The organism is Agreia sp. PsM10, assembly GCF_030433855.1.
In the GTDB taxonomy this organism is placed as follows: domain Bacteria; phylum Actinomycetota; class Actinomycetes; order Actinomycetales; family Microbacteriaceae; genus Agreia.
Genome location: NZ_JARUXC010000006.1, coordinates 1 through 15,766, shown reverse-complemented (window position 1 = coordinate 15,766; position 15,766 = coordinate 1). Strand labels below are relative to the sequence as shown.

Annotated in this window: 15 protein-coding genes; 7 read left to right on the top strand and 8 right to left on the bottom strand. The window is 66.1% G+C overall.

The window, feature by feature from the left end; genetic code table 11:
* Positions 1 to 33: 33 nt before the first annotated feature.
* The 4 genes from QCD70_RS09135 (at position 34) to QCD70_RS09120 (ending at position 4,467) form a co-directional block, all read left to right on the top strand.
* Complete coding sequence (locus QCD70_RS09135) at positions 34 to 1,038, top strand: aminomethyl transferase family protein (RefSeq protein WP_301215338.1); 1,005 nt, start codon at positions 34 to 36, stop codon at positions 1,036 to 1,038.
* Positions 1,035 to 3,413: a beta-ketoacyl-[acyl-carrier-protein] synthase family protein gene (locus QCD70_RS09130; protein WP_301215336.1), complete on the top strand. Its 2,379-nt coding sequence runs from the start codon at positions 1,035 to 1,037 to the stop codon at positions 3,411 to 3,413. Before QCD70_RS09135 ends, QCD70_RS09130 begins: the two co-directional genes overlap by 4 nt.
* Positions 3,414 to 3,416: 3 nt before the next feature.
* Positions 3,417 to 3,992, top strand: a complete 576-nt coding sequence (locus tag QCD70_RS09125; protein ID WP_301215334.1) for a hypothetical protein — start codon at positions 3,417 to 3,419, stop codon at positions 3,990 to 3,992.
* A 124-nt stretch (positions 3,993 to 4,116) separates the two neighbouring features.
* Complete coding sequence (locus QCD70_RS09120) at positions 4,117 to 4,467, top strand: hypothetical protein (protein WP_301215332.1); 351 nt, start codon at positions 4,117 to 4,119, stop codon at positions 4,465 to 4,467.
* Between the two features lie 149 nt (positions 4,468 to 4,616).
* Here the strand turns inward: QCD70_RS09120 and QCD70_RS09115 are convergent, their stop codons facing one another.
* Complete coding sequence (locus tag QCD70_RS09115; RefSeq protein WP_055947844.1) at positions 4,617 to 5,453, bottom strand: alpha/beta fold hydrolase; 837 nt, start codon at positions 5,451 to 5,453, stop codon at positions 4,617 to 4,619.
* Positions 5,454 to 5,613: 160 nt separating this feature from the next.
* Complete coding sequence (locus QCD70_RS09110; RefSeq protein WP_301215329.1) at positions 5,614 to 6,165, bottom strand: GNAT family N-acetyltransferase; 552 nt, start codon at positions 6,163 to 6,165, stop codon at positions 5,614 to 5,616.
* Between the two features lie 81 nt (positions 6,166 to 6,246).
* Between QCD70_RS09110 and QCD70_RS09105 the strand changes: the two genes are divergently transcribed.
* Complete coding sequence (locus QCD70_RS09105; RefSeq protein ID WP_301215327.1) at positions 6,247 to 6,873, top strand: phosphoribosylanthranilate isomerase; 627 nt, start codon at positions 6,247 to 6,249, stop codon at positions 6,871 to 6,873.
* A gap of 130 nt (positions 6,874 to 7,003) precedes the next feature.
* Here the strand turns inward: QCD70_RS09105 and QCD70_RS09100 are convergent, their stop codons facing one another.
* From QCD70_RS09100 to QCD70_RS09090, 3 genes are all read right to left on the bottom strand, one after another.
* On the bottom strand, positions 7,004 to 9,316 hold the full coding sequence (locus QCD70_RS09100) for a DUF4143 domain-containing protein (protein WP_301215325.1): 2,313 nt from the start codon (positions 9,314 to 9,316) through the stop codon (positions 7,004 to 7,006).
* 248 nt (positions 9,317 to 9,564) lie between these two features.
* The gene (locus tag QCD70_RS09095) at positions 9,565 to 10,194 is read right to left on the bottom strand and encodes an MBL fold metallo-hydrolase (protein WP_301215323.1); all 630 of its coding nucleotides are present in this window, start codon (positions 10,192 to 10,194) and stop codon (positions 9,565 to 9,567) included.
* The gene (locus tag QCD70_RS09090) at positions 10,194 to 11,288 is read right to left on the bottom strand and encodes an S-(hydroxymethyl)mycothiol dehydrogenase (RefSeq protein WP_301215321.1); all 1,095 of its coding nucleotides are present in this window, start codon (positions 11,286 to 11,288) and stop codon (positions 10,194 to 10,196) included. The genes QCD70_RS09095 and QCD70_RS09090 overlap by 1 nt, the downstream gene beginning before the upstream one ends.
* A gap of 86 nt (positions 11,289 to 11,374) precedes the next feature.
* Here QCD70_RS09090 and QCD70_RS09085 point away from each other — a divergent pair, with 86 nt between their 5' ends.
* The gene (locus tag QCD70_RS09085; protein WP_301215319.1) at positions 11,375 to 11,842 is read left to right on the top strand and encodes a GNAT family N-acetyltransferase; all 468 of its coding nucleotides are present in this window, start codon (positions 11,375 to 11,377) and stop codon (positions 11,840 to 11,842) included.
* 13 nt (positions 11,843 to 11,855) lie between these two features.
* Positions 11,856 to 12,668, top strand: coding sequence for an aldo/keto reductase (locus QCD70_RS09080; RefSeq protein ID WP_301215317.1), 813 nt, complete (start codon positions 11,856 to 11,858; stop codon positions 12,666 to 12,668).
* An 18-nt stretch (positions 12,669 to 12,686) separates the two neighbouring features.
* On the opposite strand, the gene QCD70_RS09075 is transcribed toward QCD70_RS09080, so the two are convergent.
* The 3 genes from QCD70_RS09075 to QCD70_RS09065 form a co-directional block, all read right to left on the bottom strand.
* A complete protein-coding gene (locus tag QCD70_RS09075; protein ID WP_301215315.1) occupies positions 12,687 to 13,694 on the bottom strand; it encodes a glycosyl hydrolase family 32 in 1,008 nt (335 codons plus the stop codon).
* 10 nt (positions 13,695 to 13,704) lie between these two features.
* On the bottom strand, positions 13,705 to 14,514 hold the full coding sequence (locus QCD70_RS09070; RefSeq protein ID WP_301215831.1) for a carbohydrate ABC transporter permease: 810 nt from the start codon (positions 14,512 to 14,514) through the stop codon (positions 13,705 to 13,707).
* Between the two features lie 134 nt (positions 14,515 to 14,648).
* Positions 14,649 to 15,611 carry a carbohydrate ABC transporter permease gene (locus QCD70_RS09065; protein WP_441004933.1) on the bottom strand — a complete coding sequence of 321 codons (963 nt, stop codon included), beginning with the start codon at positions 15,609 to 15,611 and terminating at the stop codon, positions 14,649 to 14,651.
* Between the last annotated feature and the right edge of the window lie 155 nt (positions 15,612 to 15,766).

Genomic DNA, 15,766 nt, shown 5'->3' with positions numbered 1-15,766 from the left:
CCACACCACACGAACGGAACGGAACTGATGACAATGCTCGACACAACTGCCGGCTACCACGCCCTGAGAAACACGGCGGGTGCCTACCGTCGCGGCACGAGCGTGCTGAGCGTGACCGGCCCCGACCGAACGGCGTTCGTGAGCCACCTCTGCGCCAAGCGCACCGAGTTCGCCCAGCCCGGCACGGTCACCGAGTCCATCGCGCTGTCCGACGACGGCACAGTCGAGTCGCTCATCCTCGTGGTCGTCGAAGACGAGCGCATCCTGCTGGTCTCCGACCAGGTGGTCACCATCGATGCCGCGGCGATCGCGGCCGAGCTCGAGCTCCCCCAGGTCGCCGTGGCCGATGTCACCGCCGGGTTCACGGCGGCATCCGTCGAGGGCCCGCAGTCGTGGCGGGCCATCCAGCAGCTCATCGACGACGACATCTCCTCGGTGCTCCTGAACGAGCTGAGGAGCATCGCCGTGCCCGGAACGACCGCGCCCGCGCTGCTCGCCCGTGTCGGCACGACGGCGGAGTACGGGTACCTCGTTCTGATCGAGGCGCCGGCTCACGAGACCGATGCGCTCGATCTCGCAGTGCGGCTGGCCGGCGAGGTCGGGGGAGGGCAGGTCGATCACCACGCCCTGCACAGGGCGCAGGCCGAGGTCAGCCACCCGCTGGTGCCCGCCCAGTTCGACGGCCTGTCGCTGGCCGAGGCCGGAGCGCTCTGGACCCTCTCCGCCGACCGGGACGACGACTTCAGGGGCCGATCCATTCTCGTGGCGGCCCGCCCGGAGCGTCGCCTCATCGCCGTCACGGCGCCCGGTGCCGATGCGCCCGACGTGGGCGCCCCCGTGTTCGCGGGCGAGACGCAGGTGGGGCGCATCCAGGTGTCTCTCGCGCGGGCGGGCCTGCCCGACGGATTCGCGCTCGCGGTTCTCGACACGCCCTTTCACGTGCCCGGCCTCGCGCTCACGTCGCACGGCGTCGAGCTGCTGACCGTGTCGCGCCCCGCGGTCGACCTCGTCTCGTGGGCGGAGCCGATCGGATCATGAGCCGAATCGTCGTCACGGGAATAGGGCTCCAGGCCGCCTCGGGCCGCAACGCCGACGAGAGCTGGGCGTCGATCATGAGCGGAACGAGCGGCATCGCGCCGACCACGGTCGTGCCGACCGACGGCCTCATCAGTTCGATGGGCGGTCAGGTCTGGGGACTGCCGGCGTCCCGGTCGACGTATCTCGACCGCTGTCATCGGCTGGCGGTGGATGCGGCCCGGGAGGCGCTGGTCGGCTCGGGCGTGCCGGAGGGCCACGGTGAGCGCATCGCGATCTCGCTGGGAACGTCGCTGGGCGGGGCTCGAAGCGGGCAGCAGTTCCACGACCAGTGGATCAGGGGCGGCCTGCGCTCGGCGAACACCGCCCTGCTGCGCCACTATCCGCTGCACAGCGTCGCAGACCACCTGGCATCGACGTTCGGCCTCTTCGGTCCGCGCAGCGTGCAATCGAACGCGTGCGCGGCGGGCGCCGTGGCCATCGCCTACGCCGTCGAGCTGCTCGAGTCGGGAACGTCCGACTTCGTGCTCGCTGGCGGCGTCGATCCGCTGGCGCTGCTGTCGTTCGGAGGGTTCTCGTGCCTCGGCGCGCTCGACCCGCAGCCGTGCGCCCCGTACACGCGCAGCTCCGGGCTGAATCTCGGAGAGGGAGCCGGCTTCCTGGTGCTCGAGACCGAGCAATCGGCGCTGGCCCGCGGCGCGAGCATCCACGCCGAGATCGCGGGCTACGGGCTGAGCGCCGACGCGTATCACGCGACCGCTCCCGACCCGAACGGTCGGGGTGCGCTCCGCGCCATGGAATCCGCGCTCGAGATGGCGGGACTCGATGCGCAGCACATCGACTACGTGAACGGACACGGCACCGGAACGCCGGCGAACGACTCCGTGGAACGCAAGGTCATCACGCACCTGCGCGCGGGATCGCCGCCCCCGATCAGTTCGACGAAGTCGATGATCGGCCACACGCTCGGCGCAGCGGGAGCCGTGGAGGCGGTGGTCTCGGTGCTCGCCCTGATGAATCAGCAGATTCCGCCGACGCACGTGCCGGAGGGAACGGACGTCGCAGACGGTGTCGACATCGTCGCAGGGGTCGGACGAGCCGCCGAGCTCTCGGTCGTGGTCTCGAACTCGTTCGCGTTCGGCGGCAACAACGCGTCGCTCGTGATCCGCTCCCGTCCCACAGGGCCGGCGGCCGATGTCCCCCGTCAACGCGTGGTCGTCACGGGTATCGGCGCGATCGCCGGATCGGCGGCGACGACCTCGGATGTGCGTCGGCACTTTCTCGAGGCGACGCCCGTCTTCGGCACCGAGACCGTGCACCTGGAGCATTTCGGCGCCTTCGTGACGGCGGAGATCCCCTCGGCCGACCTCACGGCGGGCATCAATCCGCAGCACCTGAGACGAATGGACACGCTCGGTCGTCGGGCCGCGATCGCGGCCGGCCAACTGCTGCGCGAGCGCCGGTTGTCGCGCGAGGAGGCGACGGGCACAGGACTGTTCTCGGCCACGGGCACCGGCCCGGTCTCGACCATCGAGGCCTTCGAACGCGAACTCCTCGAGACCGGAACGGGAAACACCCGCCTGTTCCCGAACACGGTCATGAACGCGGCCGCGGGGCATGTGGCGCTGTTGAACAGGCTGCAGGGACCAACCGCTACGATCTCGGCCGGGGGAACCAGCGGGATCTCGGCCCTGCATTTCGCCAGCGCCCTGATCGCGCGGGGAGCTGCCGACCGCATCATGGTGGTCGGTGCCGACGAGTCTCCCGCCGCGATGCTTGCGGGATACGCGCGCATCCCCGGCTATCTCGCCCGCACCGACTCGGTGCCCTTCGGGCATTCGGGCCGTCTTCTCGGTGGCGCGGGAGTCGCCATCCTTCTCGAACGCGAGGGCCTGGCGCCGACCGAGTCGGTGCTGGGCAGGCTGTCGGGATTCGGGCTCACCGGCGACGCGAGTGGGGCAGGGCGCCTGAGCGAGGGGAGCGAGGCCTGGGCGCGCTCGTTCACGCTGGCGCTCGCGGATGCGGCGGTCGACGCATCCGCTGTCGACGCGATCGTCTCGGCCGCGTGCGGCCGCGATCAGGTCGATGGGCTCGAGCGAGACGCGCTCGAGCTCGCCGGCATCGCGGATGTGCCCCTCGTCGCTCCGAAGAGCCTCTTCGGCGATGCGGGTGCCGCCTCGGCCCTGCTCGGGGTGGCGCAGGCGATCTGGATGGGCCAGGCCGGGCGCATTCCGGGGAGCAGGGCCGTTCCGGTCGGCGCGCCGCCCGCCCTCGTCTCCGTCGACGGTCTCGACGCCGCGGTCTCGAGAACGCTCGTCTCGTCGTACGAGGTCGGCGGCAGCTATCAGTCGGTCGTCGTGGAGCGGGAGGCGTCCTGACTCGTGGCTCATCCCCGCGTCTGGATCTTCGCCGTGCCGTCGACGCGCGTCGATGACTTGGGCCGAGAGCGCGCGCCTTCCGGCCTGCGAGCGCTGACACGGGCGGCGAGCCTCAGCCTCTGCTCGTCGGGCCCGCATCCGTGTGTCATCGAACGAGATCGCTTCGGGGTGTCGTCGTGCGCTCGGTGTCGCGACAGCTGGTCGGCGACGCACTCCGGCGGCGTCGTGCTGGCGGCGCGCTCGCGGTCTCCGGTCGGCGTCGACGCCGAGGTTCCGAGAAGCCGACCCGCCGCCTTCCGGTTTCTGACCCGGGTGACGGGCGCATCCGTCGTGTCGATCGAGCAGTGGACCCAGGCCGAGGCGATCTGGAAGGCACGCGGGCAGGCGCATCGACGGCCCCGGCCCGGGGAACTCGTGATGCCGGAGTCATACGAGAACGGATGGAACAGCACGGCCGACTCGGCCTGGAGGGTCTTCACGCATCGGGAGCGGGGCCTCGTGTGGAGCATCGCGGTGCCCAACGGCGGCCGCCGTACGCTCGAGGTGTACGACCTGCGCGGTGCGCCCGCTATCGGCTGAGAAGCCTGCGTTCCCTGAGCTTGTCGAAGGGCACAGGCTCATTCCGCTTGGCCCGATCCTCGGGTAGCGTTCTTGGCAACTTCCGCGCCGACAGCGTCGCGGATCGACGGGGTGGGGGCCGAAGATGACAGAGCCGAGCAGCACGCACGCATCGGTGAAAGTACGCCCGCGGGTGTGGATCGGGCTGGCGATCTACGTCGGTTACATCATCGTCGTGTTCTCCGTGCAGGCATTCTCGGGGGTGCCGTATGACAAGCTCGGGGAGAGTGGCACCAACCTCTTCTTCGGGGCGGGCCTGTCGCTCATCATCGCGGCCGTCCTCCTCGCCATCACGACGACGCTGCTCGGCTGGTGGCGGCCAGCACTCTTCGACCGCCACCACAGTCGAGCCCGTGGGCATCTACACGAACATCGGCTGGAAGTTCGACAGCTGGCACGACGTCGCCTGGTCTCAGCTCGACCTCGACCCGCATGAGGATCTGGCGGCTCCGCCTCGAGAGACGCGGTGAGCGAGAGAGAGCAAAACGCCGTGCCTGTTGCCGAACGCGACGGATGTTGCCGGGTGACCGGCAACATCCGTCGCGTCGGGTGACACTCGCTTAAGTGCCGGGGTGGCCGAAGCCGTTACTGCTGGATGAACGCCAGCAGGTCGGGGTTGATCACGTCGGCGTGCGTCGTCAGCATGCCGTGCGGGTAACCCTCGTAGATCTTGAGCGTCGAGTTCTGCAGCAGCTCGTGCTGCTTGAGGGACGCATCCTTGTAGGGAACGACCTGGTCGTCGTCGCCCTGCGTCACGAGAACGGGAACGCTGATCGCCTTCAGGTCCTCGGTCTGGTCGGTCTCGGAGAAGGCTTTGATTCCCTCGTAGTGCGCCAGCGCGCTGCCGGTCATTCCCTGGCGCCACCAGTTGTCGATCACCGGCTGCGAGACCTTCGCGCCCTCACGGTTGAAGCTGTAGAACGGGCCGGATGCGACGGCCACGTAGAACTCGGCCCGGTTGGCGGCGAGGGCCTCGCGGAATCCGTCGAAGACCTCGATGGGCGTTCCCTCGGGGTTCGCGTCGGTCTTCACCATCAGCGGGGGCACGGATGAGACGAGCACGGCCTTCGCGACGCGGCCCTGCGGCTCCCCGTACTGGGCGACGTAGCGGGCGACCTGTCCGCCACCGGTGGAGTGGCCGATGTGGATCGCGTTCTTCAGGTCGAGGTGCTCGACGACGGCCGAGACGTCGCTGGCGTAGTGGTCCATGTCGTGTCCGGTGCCGATGTCGGTCGACCGGCCGTGGCCGCGACGGTCGCTCGCGATGACCCGGTAGCCCTTGGAGTGGAAGAACAGCATCTGCGCGTCCCAGTCGTCGCTCGACAGCGGCCAGCCGTGGTGGAACACGATGGGCTGGGCGTCCTTCGATCCCCAGTCCTTGTAGTAGATCTCCGTGCCATCTTCTGTTGTCACAAACGCCATGATTGACCTCCGATTTCGTGTCGAACCAAGTCGCGCTCGGGACGACTAAATGTGGGCATTCCGCTCCCCGATGAGGTGGGGAGCGCTCTCACACTAACTCCGCGGAACGGTCGAATCGAGGGGGAGGCGGAGGTTCCGACATCTGTTCAGCGGACACCCGTCATTCGTCGAGATCGGCGGGTCGACGAGGCGCGAGTTGCATGCACAGCAGCCGCGGCCGGTCATCCCAGGACTCCACGAGATCGAAGCCGCGCGAGCGGTACAGCCGCACGGGGCCGTCGCGCCAGTCCCACACGGTCAGGCGGATGGGAAGATCGCGACGGGTGAGCGCCGCATCCATCAACGCCGAGCCGACGCGCAGGCCTCGTGCGCCGGGATCGACCCAGAGTCGCTTGATCTCGCGGGCGGCCTCGTTCTGCTGCACGACGACGAGTCCCACGAGCGAGCCGTCCGCCTCCGCCACCGAGACGACCGAGCCGGTATAGGCGCGCCGGGGGTCGTCGACCTCGTCGCGGTAGCGCTCGGGGAGCTCGTGCGTGTGTGCGTCCTCTCCCTCGCCGAGATGCGCCGCCTTCTCGGATTCGGTCTGCGTGAGGTAGGCCTCGACGAGGCGGCCGACAGCCGCGTTGTCAGGGCCATCGAGGTCGGCCGGTCGAACGGTGATGGAGCGCGTGGGCTGTGTAGCTCCTGCCGAGAAGCCGTTCATCGTCATCCGAGGGAGCCTAGCTGGAGTTCTCCAATGGCGCGCCTCGGGAGCCCTGTTCGCTGCCTTCGGCCCGCTAGGCTCGCCCGCATGGTTGTCCCCTCGCTTACCGTGAAGATCTGCGGCCTCCGAACCGAAGCGGCGATCGATGTGGCCGTAGCCGCAGGCGCGGATGCCGTCGGTTTCGTGATCGCCGAAGGCAGTCCTCGCTTCGTCGATGCACACAGGGCTCGCCGACTCATCGAGCACACCGCCGGGCGCGCGACGACCGTGCTCGTGACGAAGGGTCTCAGCCCCGAGGCGGCCGCCTCGGCGGCGCACGGATGCGGCGTCGACGTGCTGCAGGTGCACGGATTCGACCGGCTGCAGCTCGAGCGCGTGCTCGACCTCTTGCCGCGCGTCTGGCGGGCCACCTCGCTCGGCGCGGGTGACCTCGATGCGCATCTCGAGTCATGGGGTGAGGAGATCCTCCTGATCGATTCTCCTCGAGCCGGGTCGGGCGAGCGGTGGGATCTGGGCGCGCTGAAAGCGCGGCGACCGACGGGTCCGTGGCTGCTGGCCGGTGGGCTGGGTCCGCAGAACGTGGCCCAGGCCATCGCCGAAGCCGCTCCCGCGGGGGTCGACGTGTCGAGCGGTGTCGAGTCCTCTCCCGGAGTCAAAGATCACGCACTCATCGAGCTGTTCGTGGCCAACGCCAGGTCGGCCGGGTCTGCCTGACGCGGCTGTTCCGTATTACAGGAAACTCTTCGGATCGGCGCCGCCGAGCATAACTTGGCCCCGCATTGGGCGATGGATCTTCGCGGTAGGGTCCACTAAGCGCTTTCGTGGCTGCAGGCCCGCGTGTCCTTCAGACCCTGTCTCTCCACGCTCGCGCAGATGTTTGGATTCCTCTGATGAGCTGCAACGCGGAAGTGAATGACCGACTCATAGGCCGCAGATGCCGAGACACATCGCCCATGACCCTCAGCTGTTGTTCCATCGCCTCCGCCCCCGGTACCTCGAGTGTGTTTGCGAGACCATCTAGCGACTCAAAGACGGTTCGCCGGGTCGACGGATCGGGCATCTCGCTCAGAACGAGTGTGATGCGTGAGATTCCGGAGTCGTAAGCCTGCCAGATAGAACCGAGTTGAGCTGTGGCTCGGTCAAGGTTTTCAACAGGGATACGTAGTTCCTCTCCGATATCGGCAAGTGCACTGGCAGCCCCATATGTATGACTCAGGTTCAGCGGAGGTCTTCCCTGGAATACGCCACCGATGCCCTCAAGTGCTGCTTTGAAATCTGCGACAGCTGCCTCGAACGGTTCTTTTACTTCCTCGAGTTCACGTTGAACGTCGAGAAGATCTCGATCGTCCTCGATCTTTTTCGACGACTGGGCGGAATTGGATGTCAGCGCGTTAGCCCTGTTCTCGATGGTCTGTTTCAACCTTTGAGCGACGCGCTCTAGGAACTGGTCATATTGAATCGATCCTGGTTCGATCCGGCGCACTTCGGTTGCGTCTTCCCACTGCGTCTGGCGAATCTTCCTCAGGACAGGATCGGTGTCGGCAACGACATCTGTCTCAGAGATATCAATCCATTGAAGAGGTAGAAGCAGCTTGGGTTCTTGAGCTTCATCGGCCGCTGCGGCGAAGTTCAGAAGTTCATCCCGGCAGGCGGCGCTCGTAAGATAACGCGGTGTCACAATGCTCAGCAGGAAGGTCGTCGCTTCGGTTTCGGTTCGGAGTCGATTGCTCCACTGCTGACCCCAGGTGATGTCGTCTCGATCTACAAATAGCTGAATTGTGTGGCCGTAAAGATAGTCATAGGTCTCAACGAGGTCTCGAGCGAACGTGACTATACGGCCTCCAGATCGTTGGTCGTCCGCGTGCACATAGCTGAGGAACATGCTCGCGTCGCTGCTACGGGGTTCTGAAGGATGTGTCACGGTGTCCTCGATATTCGGTCGGGCTGAAGCAGGATCTGCGGTAAATGTCTTGGCGTCGTTGAGACTGCTGATAGGGAGCGCCCAGATATTGTCAGCAAGTTGGACTACTTCATTTCCGGTGTAGTAAATAAAACCGCGATAGAGACCGCGGTCCCGTTCAAGGGCCCGCAGCCCTGCTGTGTCGCTGAGATGCACGGTTCGGGATGCTTTTACTTCAACACCGATCAGCCTGTCGGATCCATCTACGAGCACCAGATCCACTTCAGGACTCCTCGCGCTTGCCTGTCGCCAGAAGTAGGCGTCGGGTCTGGATGTCGACCATTCGGATGACGCCAAAATCTGATTTACGACGTGGCTTTCGAGGAGGGCGCCAAACTTCTCGCGGTCGGCGATGAGATTCGTTCCTGCTCGTGCGAGGGACTCTACGGAGAACGAGGTGTCCACCGGATGGATTTTGGCCCGGGCGTGACTTTGCCGGGACGGGCTCGTGGCGAGGTTTGCAAGCCAGTGAACCAGAAAAACCCGCTCGAAGAGTCCCAGGTATCGATCAATAGTGCGACGGTCCAGATCGAGAGATTGCGCGATTCGGCTTGCGTTGAAGATGCCGCCCGGTGTCCGAAGCAAGCTGTCCAAGGCTGTGCGCGCGATAGTCGAATCGATTCCTCGACCCGGAAGGACATCGTCGCTGAGAACTGCGGTGAGGTCAGACCGGATGCGTTCGGAGGTCTGGCTTGGTGTCTCGATGACGTCAGGAAAGACGTAGGTGGGAAACCCGCCTAATCTCATCTGGTGGAGGAGGGCGTCATCTGATGTCTCGGTCACGCTCTGTTGCACGGGCTCACCGTCGAAAAGTGAGTCCATGAGAGAACCTTGCTGCGAAGCGATCTCCCACTGCGTCAGTGGGCTCATCGTGAAGCGCCGAGACCGCCTCGTGAGGGGATCGGCTCCGCTCAGGCCGGACCGGCCGATCGATGCCGATCCGGTCAGGATGAAATGCGTGCCTGAACCAAGCTCATCGACCAACTCTTTGAGTGCCAGCGGCAGGTCAGGAAGGAGCTGGGCTTCATCGATGATGGCCGGACGGGGAAGTCGTCGAAGCCACCCCTGAAGATCACTGCGTGCGAATCGCAAGGTCGCTGAATCTGCCAAGGTCGCGTATGAGAAGCCTGCGGCCACGATGTCCTTTTTCATCAAGGTTGTCTTGCCGACGGCGCGTGCGCCTTCGAGCACGAGCACTGGGGTTCCACTTGCCCTTAACAGGTACTCGCCTAGAAGCCTCTTAATTAGAACCATGCAATAAATGTACATGAATAGGATAAATATTTGTACATCCGATGATCTTTTTTTGCTGGTAACGTCAAGCGGCTTGCATCGACACGCGAACTGAGTCGAGTGAGTTGCCGCAGCGTGCAATGTAGGAAAAGTTGGCCATCAGCGCGCAGGATCGTCTGAATTCCGCCAACTCTCCTGAACGAGAGCAGCAGTCAGTGGCCGCGTGCAATCCACTCGTCGAGGTGTGGTGCCTCGGCGCCGATCCTGGTCGAGTCGCCGTGGCCCGTGCGCACCACGGTGTCGACGGGTAGGGTCAACAGCTTCGACGAGATCGACTCGATGATCGTGGGGAAGTCGCTGAACGAGCGACCGGTCGCTCCCGGTCCGCCGTTGAAGAGGGTGTCGCCGCTGAAGACCGTGCCGAGCGCGGGGGCGTAGAAGCAGACGGCGCCGGGCGAGTGCCCCGGGGTGTGGAGCACCGTCAGCTCGACGCCCGCCACCGACACGACCTGGCCATCGACCAGGCCGGAACTCGGCGCGGTATCGGGATAGACCGAGTCCCAGAGCATCCGATCGCCGTCGTTCAGCAGCACCGGCGCGCCGGTGGCGGCCTGCAGCGCGGCGACCGCGTCGATGTGATCGTTGTGGGCATGGGTCAGCAGAATGGCCGTGAGGGTGCGGTCGCCGACGGCGGCGAGGATGGCGTCGGCATCGTGGGCGGCGTCGATGACGACGCACTCGCTGTCGTCGCCGACGATCCAGACGTTGTTGTCGACATCCCAGGTTCCGCCGTCGAGGCTGAACGTGCCGCTCGTGACCTGGTTCTCGATGCGGGCGGCCATTACAGAACCACCACCGAACGCAGCACGTCGCCGCTCGCCATGCTGGCGAACGCTTCTTCTATGTCCTGGATGCCGATTCGCTCGGTCACGAATTCGTCGAGCGGCAGTCGGCCCTGCAGAAACAGGTCGGTGAGCATGGGGAAGTCGCGCTCGGGCAGGCAATCGCCGTACCAGCTCGACTTGAGAGAGCCGCCGCGGCCGAACACGTCGAGCAGCGGGATCTCGAGCATCATGTCGGGGGTGGGAACGCCGACGAGCACAACGGTTCCCGCGAGGTCGCGGGCGTAGAACGCCTGGCGCCACGTCTCGGGGCGGCCGACCGCGTCGATCACGACGTCGGCGCCGAAGGTGTTCGTGAGCTCCTGCACCGCAGCGACGACTCCGGCCTCGTCGAGCTCGCTGGAGTCGATCACGTGGGTCGCGCCCAGGGCTGCAGCCTTCGTGAGCTTCTTGGCGTCGCGGTCGATGGCGATGATGGTGCTCGCGCCGGCCAACTGCGCGCCGACGATCGCCGCGGTGCCCACGCCGCCGCATCCGATGACCGCGACGGAGTCGCCCCGTGTCACGTTGCCGGTGTTCATGGCGGCGCCGAGGCCGGCCATGATGCCGCAGCCGAGCAGGCCCACGGCGGCGGGGTCGGCATCCGGATTCACCTTCGTGCACTGCTTGGCGTGCACGAGCGTCTTCTCGGCGAACGCGCCGATGCCGAGGGCAGGGCTGAGCTCGGTTCCGTCTTCGAGGGTCATCTTCTGGGTGGCGTTGAAGGTGTTGAAGCAGTACCAGGGCTCGGCGCGGAGGCAGGCGCGGCACTCGCCGCAGACCGCGCGCCAGTTGAGCACCACGAAGTCGCCGACCTTCACGTTGGTGACGCCCTCGCCGATGGCGCTGACCCGACCGGCCGCTTCGTGACCGAGGAGGAAGGGGAAGTCGTCGCTGATTCCGCCCTCGCGGTAGTGGTAGTCGGTGTGGCAGACCCCACAGGTCTCGATGTCGACGACGGCCTCGCCGGGCCCGGGATCGGGGATGACGATGGTGGTCAGCTCGACGGGCGCGCCTTTCGAGCGGGCGATGACGCCGGTCACGGTGGTGGGCATGCGGGGGACTCCTTTGTGCGCGGCGGGGTGGGGCGGTTTCAGCGTACCCGCCGGGTGTCCGCGGGGCATGCTGGCATCATGAACGGATGGAACCGGCCATCCGCCCTGCTTTTCGGCACGATGCCGAGCAGCTGGTTCTTCTGAGTCTGAAGGTGTGGGACGAGGCGTACGGCGACACTCTTGATGCGCGCGCGTTGAGTGCCCGACACGAGGAGCCGCGCTCGGCGCGTGAGGAGCGCTGGGTCGCCCGCATCGCGGATGACGAGGTGCTGGTCGCCGTCGACGGTGACGAGTTGGTGGGTTTCGCTCGATCACGGGCCGAACGGCAGGAGCGGCGAGAACTTGTCTCGCTCTATGTTCGGCAGAGGTGCTGGCGGTCTGGGCTGGGAAGTCGACTTCTGAACACGAGCATGAGGGGTCGGTCTGCCCAGTTGTGGTTGTTTGAGGGGAACGTACGAGCCCTGCGGTTCTACGAGCGTCACGGCTTTCTTCTCGATGGGCGACGGCGTGAGGACCCGCCCTACGGTTTCGAACTGCATATGGTCCGTCAGTGACAGGGTTGTTTCCATGATCACTTTCCCCAACGGCACGACGGTTCCTGCTCTCGGACAAGGCACGTGGAACATGGGCGACTCGTCTCTTTCTCGTGAGTCCGAGATCGACGCGCTGCGCACCGGTATCGACCTCGGCCTCACCGTGATCGACACCGCCGAGATGTACGGCGGCGGGCGCAGCGAAGAGCTCGTCGGGGAGGCGATCGCGGGTCGGCGCGACGAGGTCTTCCTCGTGAGCAAAGTGCTGCCCTCGAACGCCTCGCGCTCGGGCACGATCGACGCCTGTCGCGCGAGCCTGCGCCGCCTCGGCACCGACCGCCTCGACCTCTACCTGCTGCACTGGCGCGGTCGGCATCCGCTCGACGAGACGGTCGATGCGTTCGAGGCGCTCGTCGCCGACGGCTCCATCCGCGCCTGGGGCGTGAGCAATCTCGACGCCGATGAGCTCGCCGAACTGCCCGACGGATGCCAGACCGACCAGGTGCTCTACAACCTCACCCGCCGCGGCCCGGAGTTCGACCTGCTGCCGTGCGCCTCCACACGAGGCATGCCCGTGATGGCGTACTCGCCCGTCGAGCAGGGGCGCCTGCTCGGCAGTTCGGCGCTCGCCGACATCGCCGGCGACCTGGGAGCGACGCCCACGCAGGTCGCGCTCGCGTGGACGATGCGCAGCGGCACTGTGCTCGCCATCCCGAAGGCGTCGACCGCCGCCCACGTGCGCGAGAACGCGGCGGCCCGCGAACTCACCCTCTCGGATGGCGACCTCGAGCGCCTCGATCGCGCGTTCCCTGCGCCGACGCGTGCGGTGCCGCTCGAGATGCTCTGAGCGCCGCGTCTGTTCAGCTCACCTCGCCGCGGTCTCGCCGACGCCGATGCCGCGGCTGCCTGCACCGACGAACTCGGCAGCACGCAGCACGAGTCCCCGCTCCGGATCGGCGGTGACCGGCACCGGGTCACTGAGCGTGCCCACGAACTGACCGTCCACGACGTTGATGAAGCCCAGCAGCATCCATCGGTCGTCGGCGTCGCGAACGAGTCGCGCGGCATACAGATCCGTGCGCGGGAAGAGAACCGCGTTCGAGAAGTCGACGTGCTCGAGCCGCGCATCGACGGGCACGCTGTACACGCCGCCGACGTCGCCGCTCGCTTGGCGCTCAGGGGAGAGCTCGCCGTACCCGCAGCAGAACAGCAGCACGGGCACGTCGTCGACGGTCTCGAACTGGAACACCTCGAGCTGTCCGAAGCCCTGGCCGGGATCGCTGAGCGGGGGGCGAACGGTCCAGTCGATCAGGTTCTCGCTGGTCGCGTGACCGAGCACCCCGCGCTCGCGGGGGTCGCCCGATTTCGATCGCGCCGTGATCAGCATCTGCCACGTCGATTCGCCGGGGAAGCGGAAGACCCAGGGATCACGCCAGGCCTGGTCGTGCCAGACGTCGAGATCGAGGAGTTCGTAGTGCTCGGGGTCGGCCTCGACGAGGGCGTCTCGCGACACCTTCTCCCAGCGAATCAGATCGGTGGATGTCGCGGCCCCGATACGCTGCACGGTCGCGTCCTCCGCGCGCGACGTTCCGGTGTAGAACATCCACCAGACCCCGTCGTCTGCTCGGACGATCGAGCCGGTCCAGGTGGTCGCATCGTCGAAAGCCTCGGGCTCCGAGACGATCAACGCGTCTTCGACCACGGTCCAGTTCGTGAGATCGGTGCTGACGGCATGGCCGACGATGGGGTGGCGGTGGCGGCGATCGGCATCACCGAGAGCCCTGCTCGCGTGGAGATAGAACGCGTGGGTGACGCCGTTCTCCTGCACGTACCAGGAGTCCCAGATCCACTTGTCGGGCAGCTGGAGTGACATAGACGAAGACCTAACCTTTCACACCGCTGGACGCGATGCTGTTGACGAACGAGCGTTGGAAAGCGATGAACAGGGCGACGACGGGCAGCGTGATGAGTGACGCATAGGCCATCACCTCGCCCCACGAGACGTTGAGTTGGAAGAAGTACTGCACGCCGACCATCACGGGGCGCAGCTCCTCGGTCTGCACGACCATCAAGGGCCAGAGGTACGAGTTCCAGGCGGGGAGGAATGTGAGGATCGCGACCGTGGCGATCGCGGGCCCGGACAGCGGCATCACGACCTGACGGTAGATGCGGAACCACCCCGCTCCGTCCATTCGTGCCGCTTCGTCGAGCTCTTTCGGGATCGACTCGAAGTACTGGTGGAACAGGTAGATGGAGAACGCATTCGCCACGAAGGGAATGATCTGCACCTGGTAGGTGTCGATCCACCCCTTGGTGAACGAGAGGCTGAAGCCATCCATCTCGAAGCTCGGCAGCTGGTTCACCCACCAGACGAGCGGCAGCGCGAGGGTCTCGAACGGCACGATGAGGGTCGCGATGATCAGGGTCAGGATGACCGTCTTGCCGCGCATATTCATGCGGGACAGGGCGAACGCGGCGAGGCTGTTCACGAGGATGCCGGCGGCAACCGTGATCACGGAGATGCCGATCGAGTTGATCAGGAACCGGGCGGCGGGTACCCGGTCGAAGACTGCCGCGTAGTTGTCCATCGAGATGTTGCCGATGGGCAGGAAAGCAGCGATCGACGACAGGTCTCCGAAGATCTGCTGGTCGGGTTTCAGCGACGAGACGAACATGAACAGGATCGGGAACATAAAGACGACCGCGAGCAGGATGCGCGCCAGCCATCCGATGATTCCGACGGTTCGCTTCGAGCGTTTCGCGGACGACGTCCCGACGGGGTGGGGGGTGGGGGCGACCGGGGCCGCGACTTCTGCGATGGCCATGATCAGTCCTTGTCTCTGGTGAGGAAGCGCTGCACGACCGAGATCAGCAGCACGATGACGAAGAAGACGAGCGAGATCGCGGAGGCGTACCCGGTCTCCTGCTGGGCGAAGCCCGCGCGAACGGCTTCGTAGACGACGGTGGTCGTGGAGTCGAGCGGCCCGCCCTGCGTCATCACGCTGATCTGGGTGAAGAGACTCAGCGCCTGAATCGTGATGGTGACGAGGATCAGGCTGCGGGTGGCGCTCAGGCCCGGCCAGGTGATGTAGCGGAACCGCTGCCACCCGCTCGCACCGTCGAGGTCGGCGGCCTCATAGAGGTCGGCCGGGATCGTCTGCAGACCCGACAGCCAGACGATCATGTGGAATCCGACGCCCTGCCATACCGACATCAGGATGATCGCCGGCATCGAGGTGGCGGTGTCGTTGAGCCAGTCGGGGCCCTGGATCAGGCCGAAGGTGACGCGGTCGATGATGATGTTGATGAGGCCGTCCTGGCGATACATGAACAGCCAGAGCAAGGACACGACCACCATCGAGGTGACGACGGGCAGGAAATAGACGGTGCGGAAGAACGTCGTGCCGCGCACCTGCTTGTTGATGAGCAGCGCCATCACGAGTGCGACCCCGGCCTGCAGCGGCACGACGACGACGGCGAAGTAGGCCACGTTGATCAGGGCGCGGAAGAACGTGGGATCGCTCGCGAGCCGGATGAAGTTGTCGAGGCCGACGAAGGTCGCAGGGTAGGGCGAGATGAGTCGCGCGTTCGTGAAGGCCAGCCCGAAGGCCAGGATCGCGGGGATGAAGATGAACAGGGCGAGCAGGATGACCGCGGGCGCGATCATCACGATCGCGCGGCGTTCCTCCTTCTTGCCATGACGGGTGAGCGCGATTCTTCGCGACGACGAGGGTCGTGGTTCGACAGCGCTTGTGTCGGCGGATGGTGCGGGTCGCTCGATGGTGGTCATGATGCCTCCTTGAGTGGTGGGGGGGGGGGGGGGGGGGGGGGGGGCCCCCCCCCCCCCCCCCCGTCCCGCATAGCCCCCGGGGGTGTTGTTTTGTGTGGCGAGGCCTGACCAGCCCCCCCTCCTCCACCACCCGGGGGCGCGCGCGCCCCGCGGAG

Coding starts and splice junctions, on each gene's coding strand:
- QCD70_RS09135 (WP_301215338.1), top strand. CDS start 34: ATGCTCGACACAACTGCCGGCTACCACGCCCTGAGAAACACGGCGGGT.
- QCD70_RS09130 (WP_301215336.1), top strand. CDS start 1,035: ATGAGCCGAATCGTCGTCACGGGAATAGGGCTCCAGGCCGCCTCGGGC.
- QCD70_RS09120 (WP_301215332.1), top strand. CDS start 4,117: ATGACAGAGCCGAGCAGCACGCACGCATCGGTGAAAGTACGCCCGCGG.
- QCD70_RS09115 (WP_055947844.1), bottom strand. CDS start 5,453: ATGGCGTTTGTGACAACAGAAGATGGCACGGAGATCTACTACAAGGAC.
- QCD70_RS09110 (WP_301215329.1), bottom strand. CDS start 6,165: ATGACGATGAACGGCTTCTCGGCAGGAGCTACACAGCCCACGCGCTCC.
- QCD70_RS09105 (WP_301215327.1), top strand. CDS start 6,247: ATGGTTGTCCCCTCGCTTACCGTGAAGATCTGCGGCCTCCGAACCGAA.
- QCD70_RS09095 (WP_301215323.1), bottom strand. CDS start 10,194: ATGGCCGCCCGCATCGAGAACCAGGTCACGAGCGGCACGTTCAGCCTC.
- QCD70_RS09090 (WP_301215321.1), bottom strand. CDS start 11,288: ATGCCCACCACCGTGACCGGCGTCATCGCCCGCTCGAAAGGCGCGCCC.
- QCD70_RS09085 (WP_301215319.1), top strand. CDS start 11,375: ATGGAACCGGCCATCCGCCCTGCTTTTCGGCACGATGCCGAGCAGCTG.
- QCD70_RS09080 (WP_301215317.1), top strand. CDS start 11,856: ATGATCACTTTCCCCAACGGCACGACGGTTCCTGCTCTCGGACAAGGC.
- QCD70_RS09075 (WP_301215315.1), bottom strand. CDS start 13,694: ATGTCACTCCAGCTGCCCGACAAGTGGATCTGGGACTCCTGGTACGTG.
- QCD70_RS09070 (WP_301215831.1), bottom strand. CDS start 14,514: ATGTTCCCGATCCTGTTCATGTTCGTCTCGTCGCTGAAACCCGACCAG.
- QCD70_RS09065 (WP_441004933.1), bottom strand. CDS start 15,611: ATGACCACCATCGAGCGACCCGCACCATCCGCCGACACAAGCGCTGTC.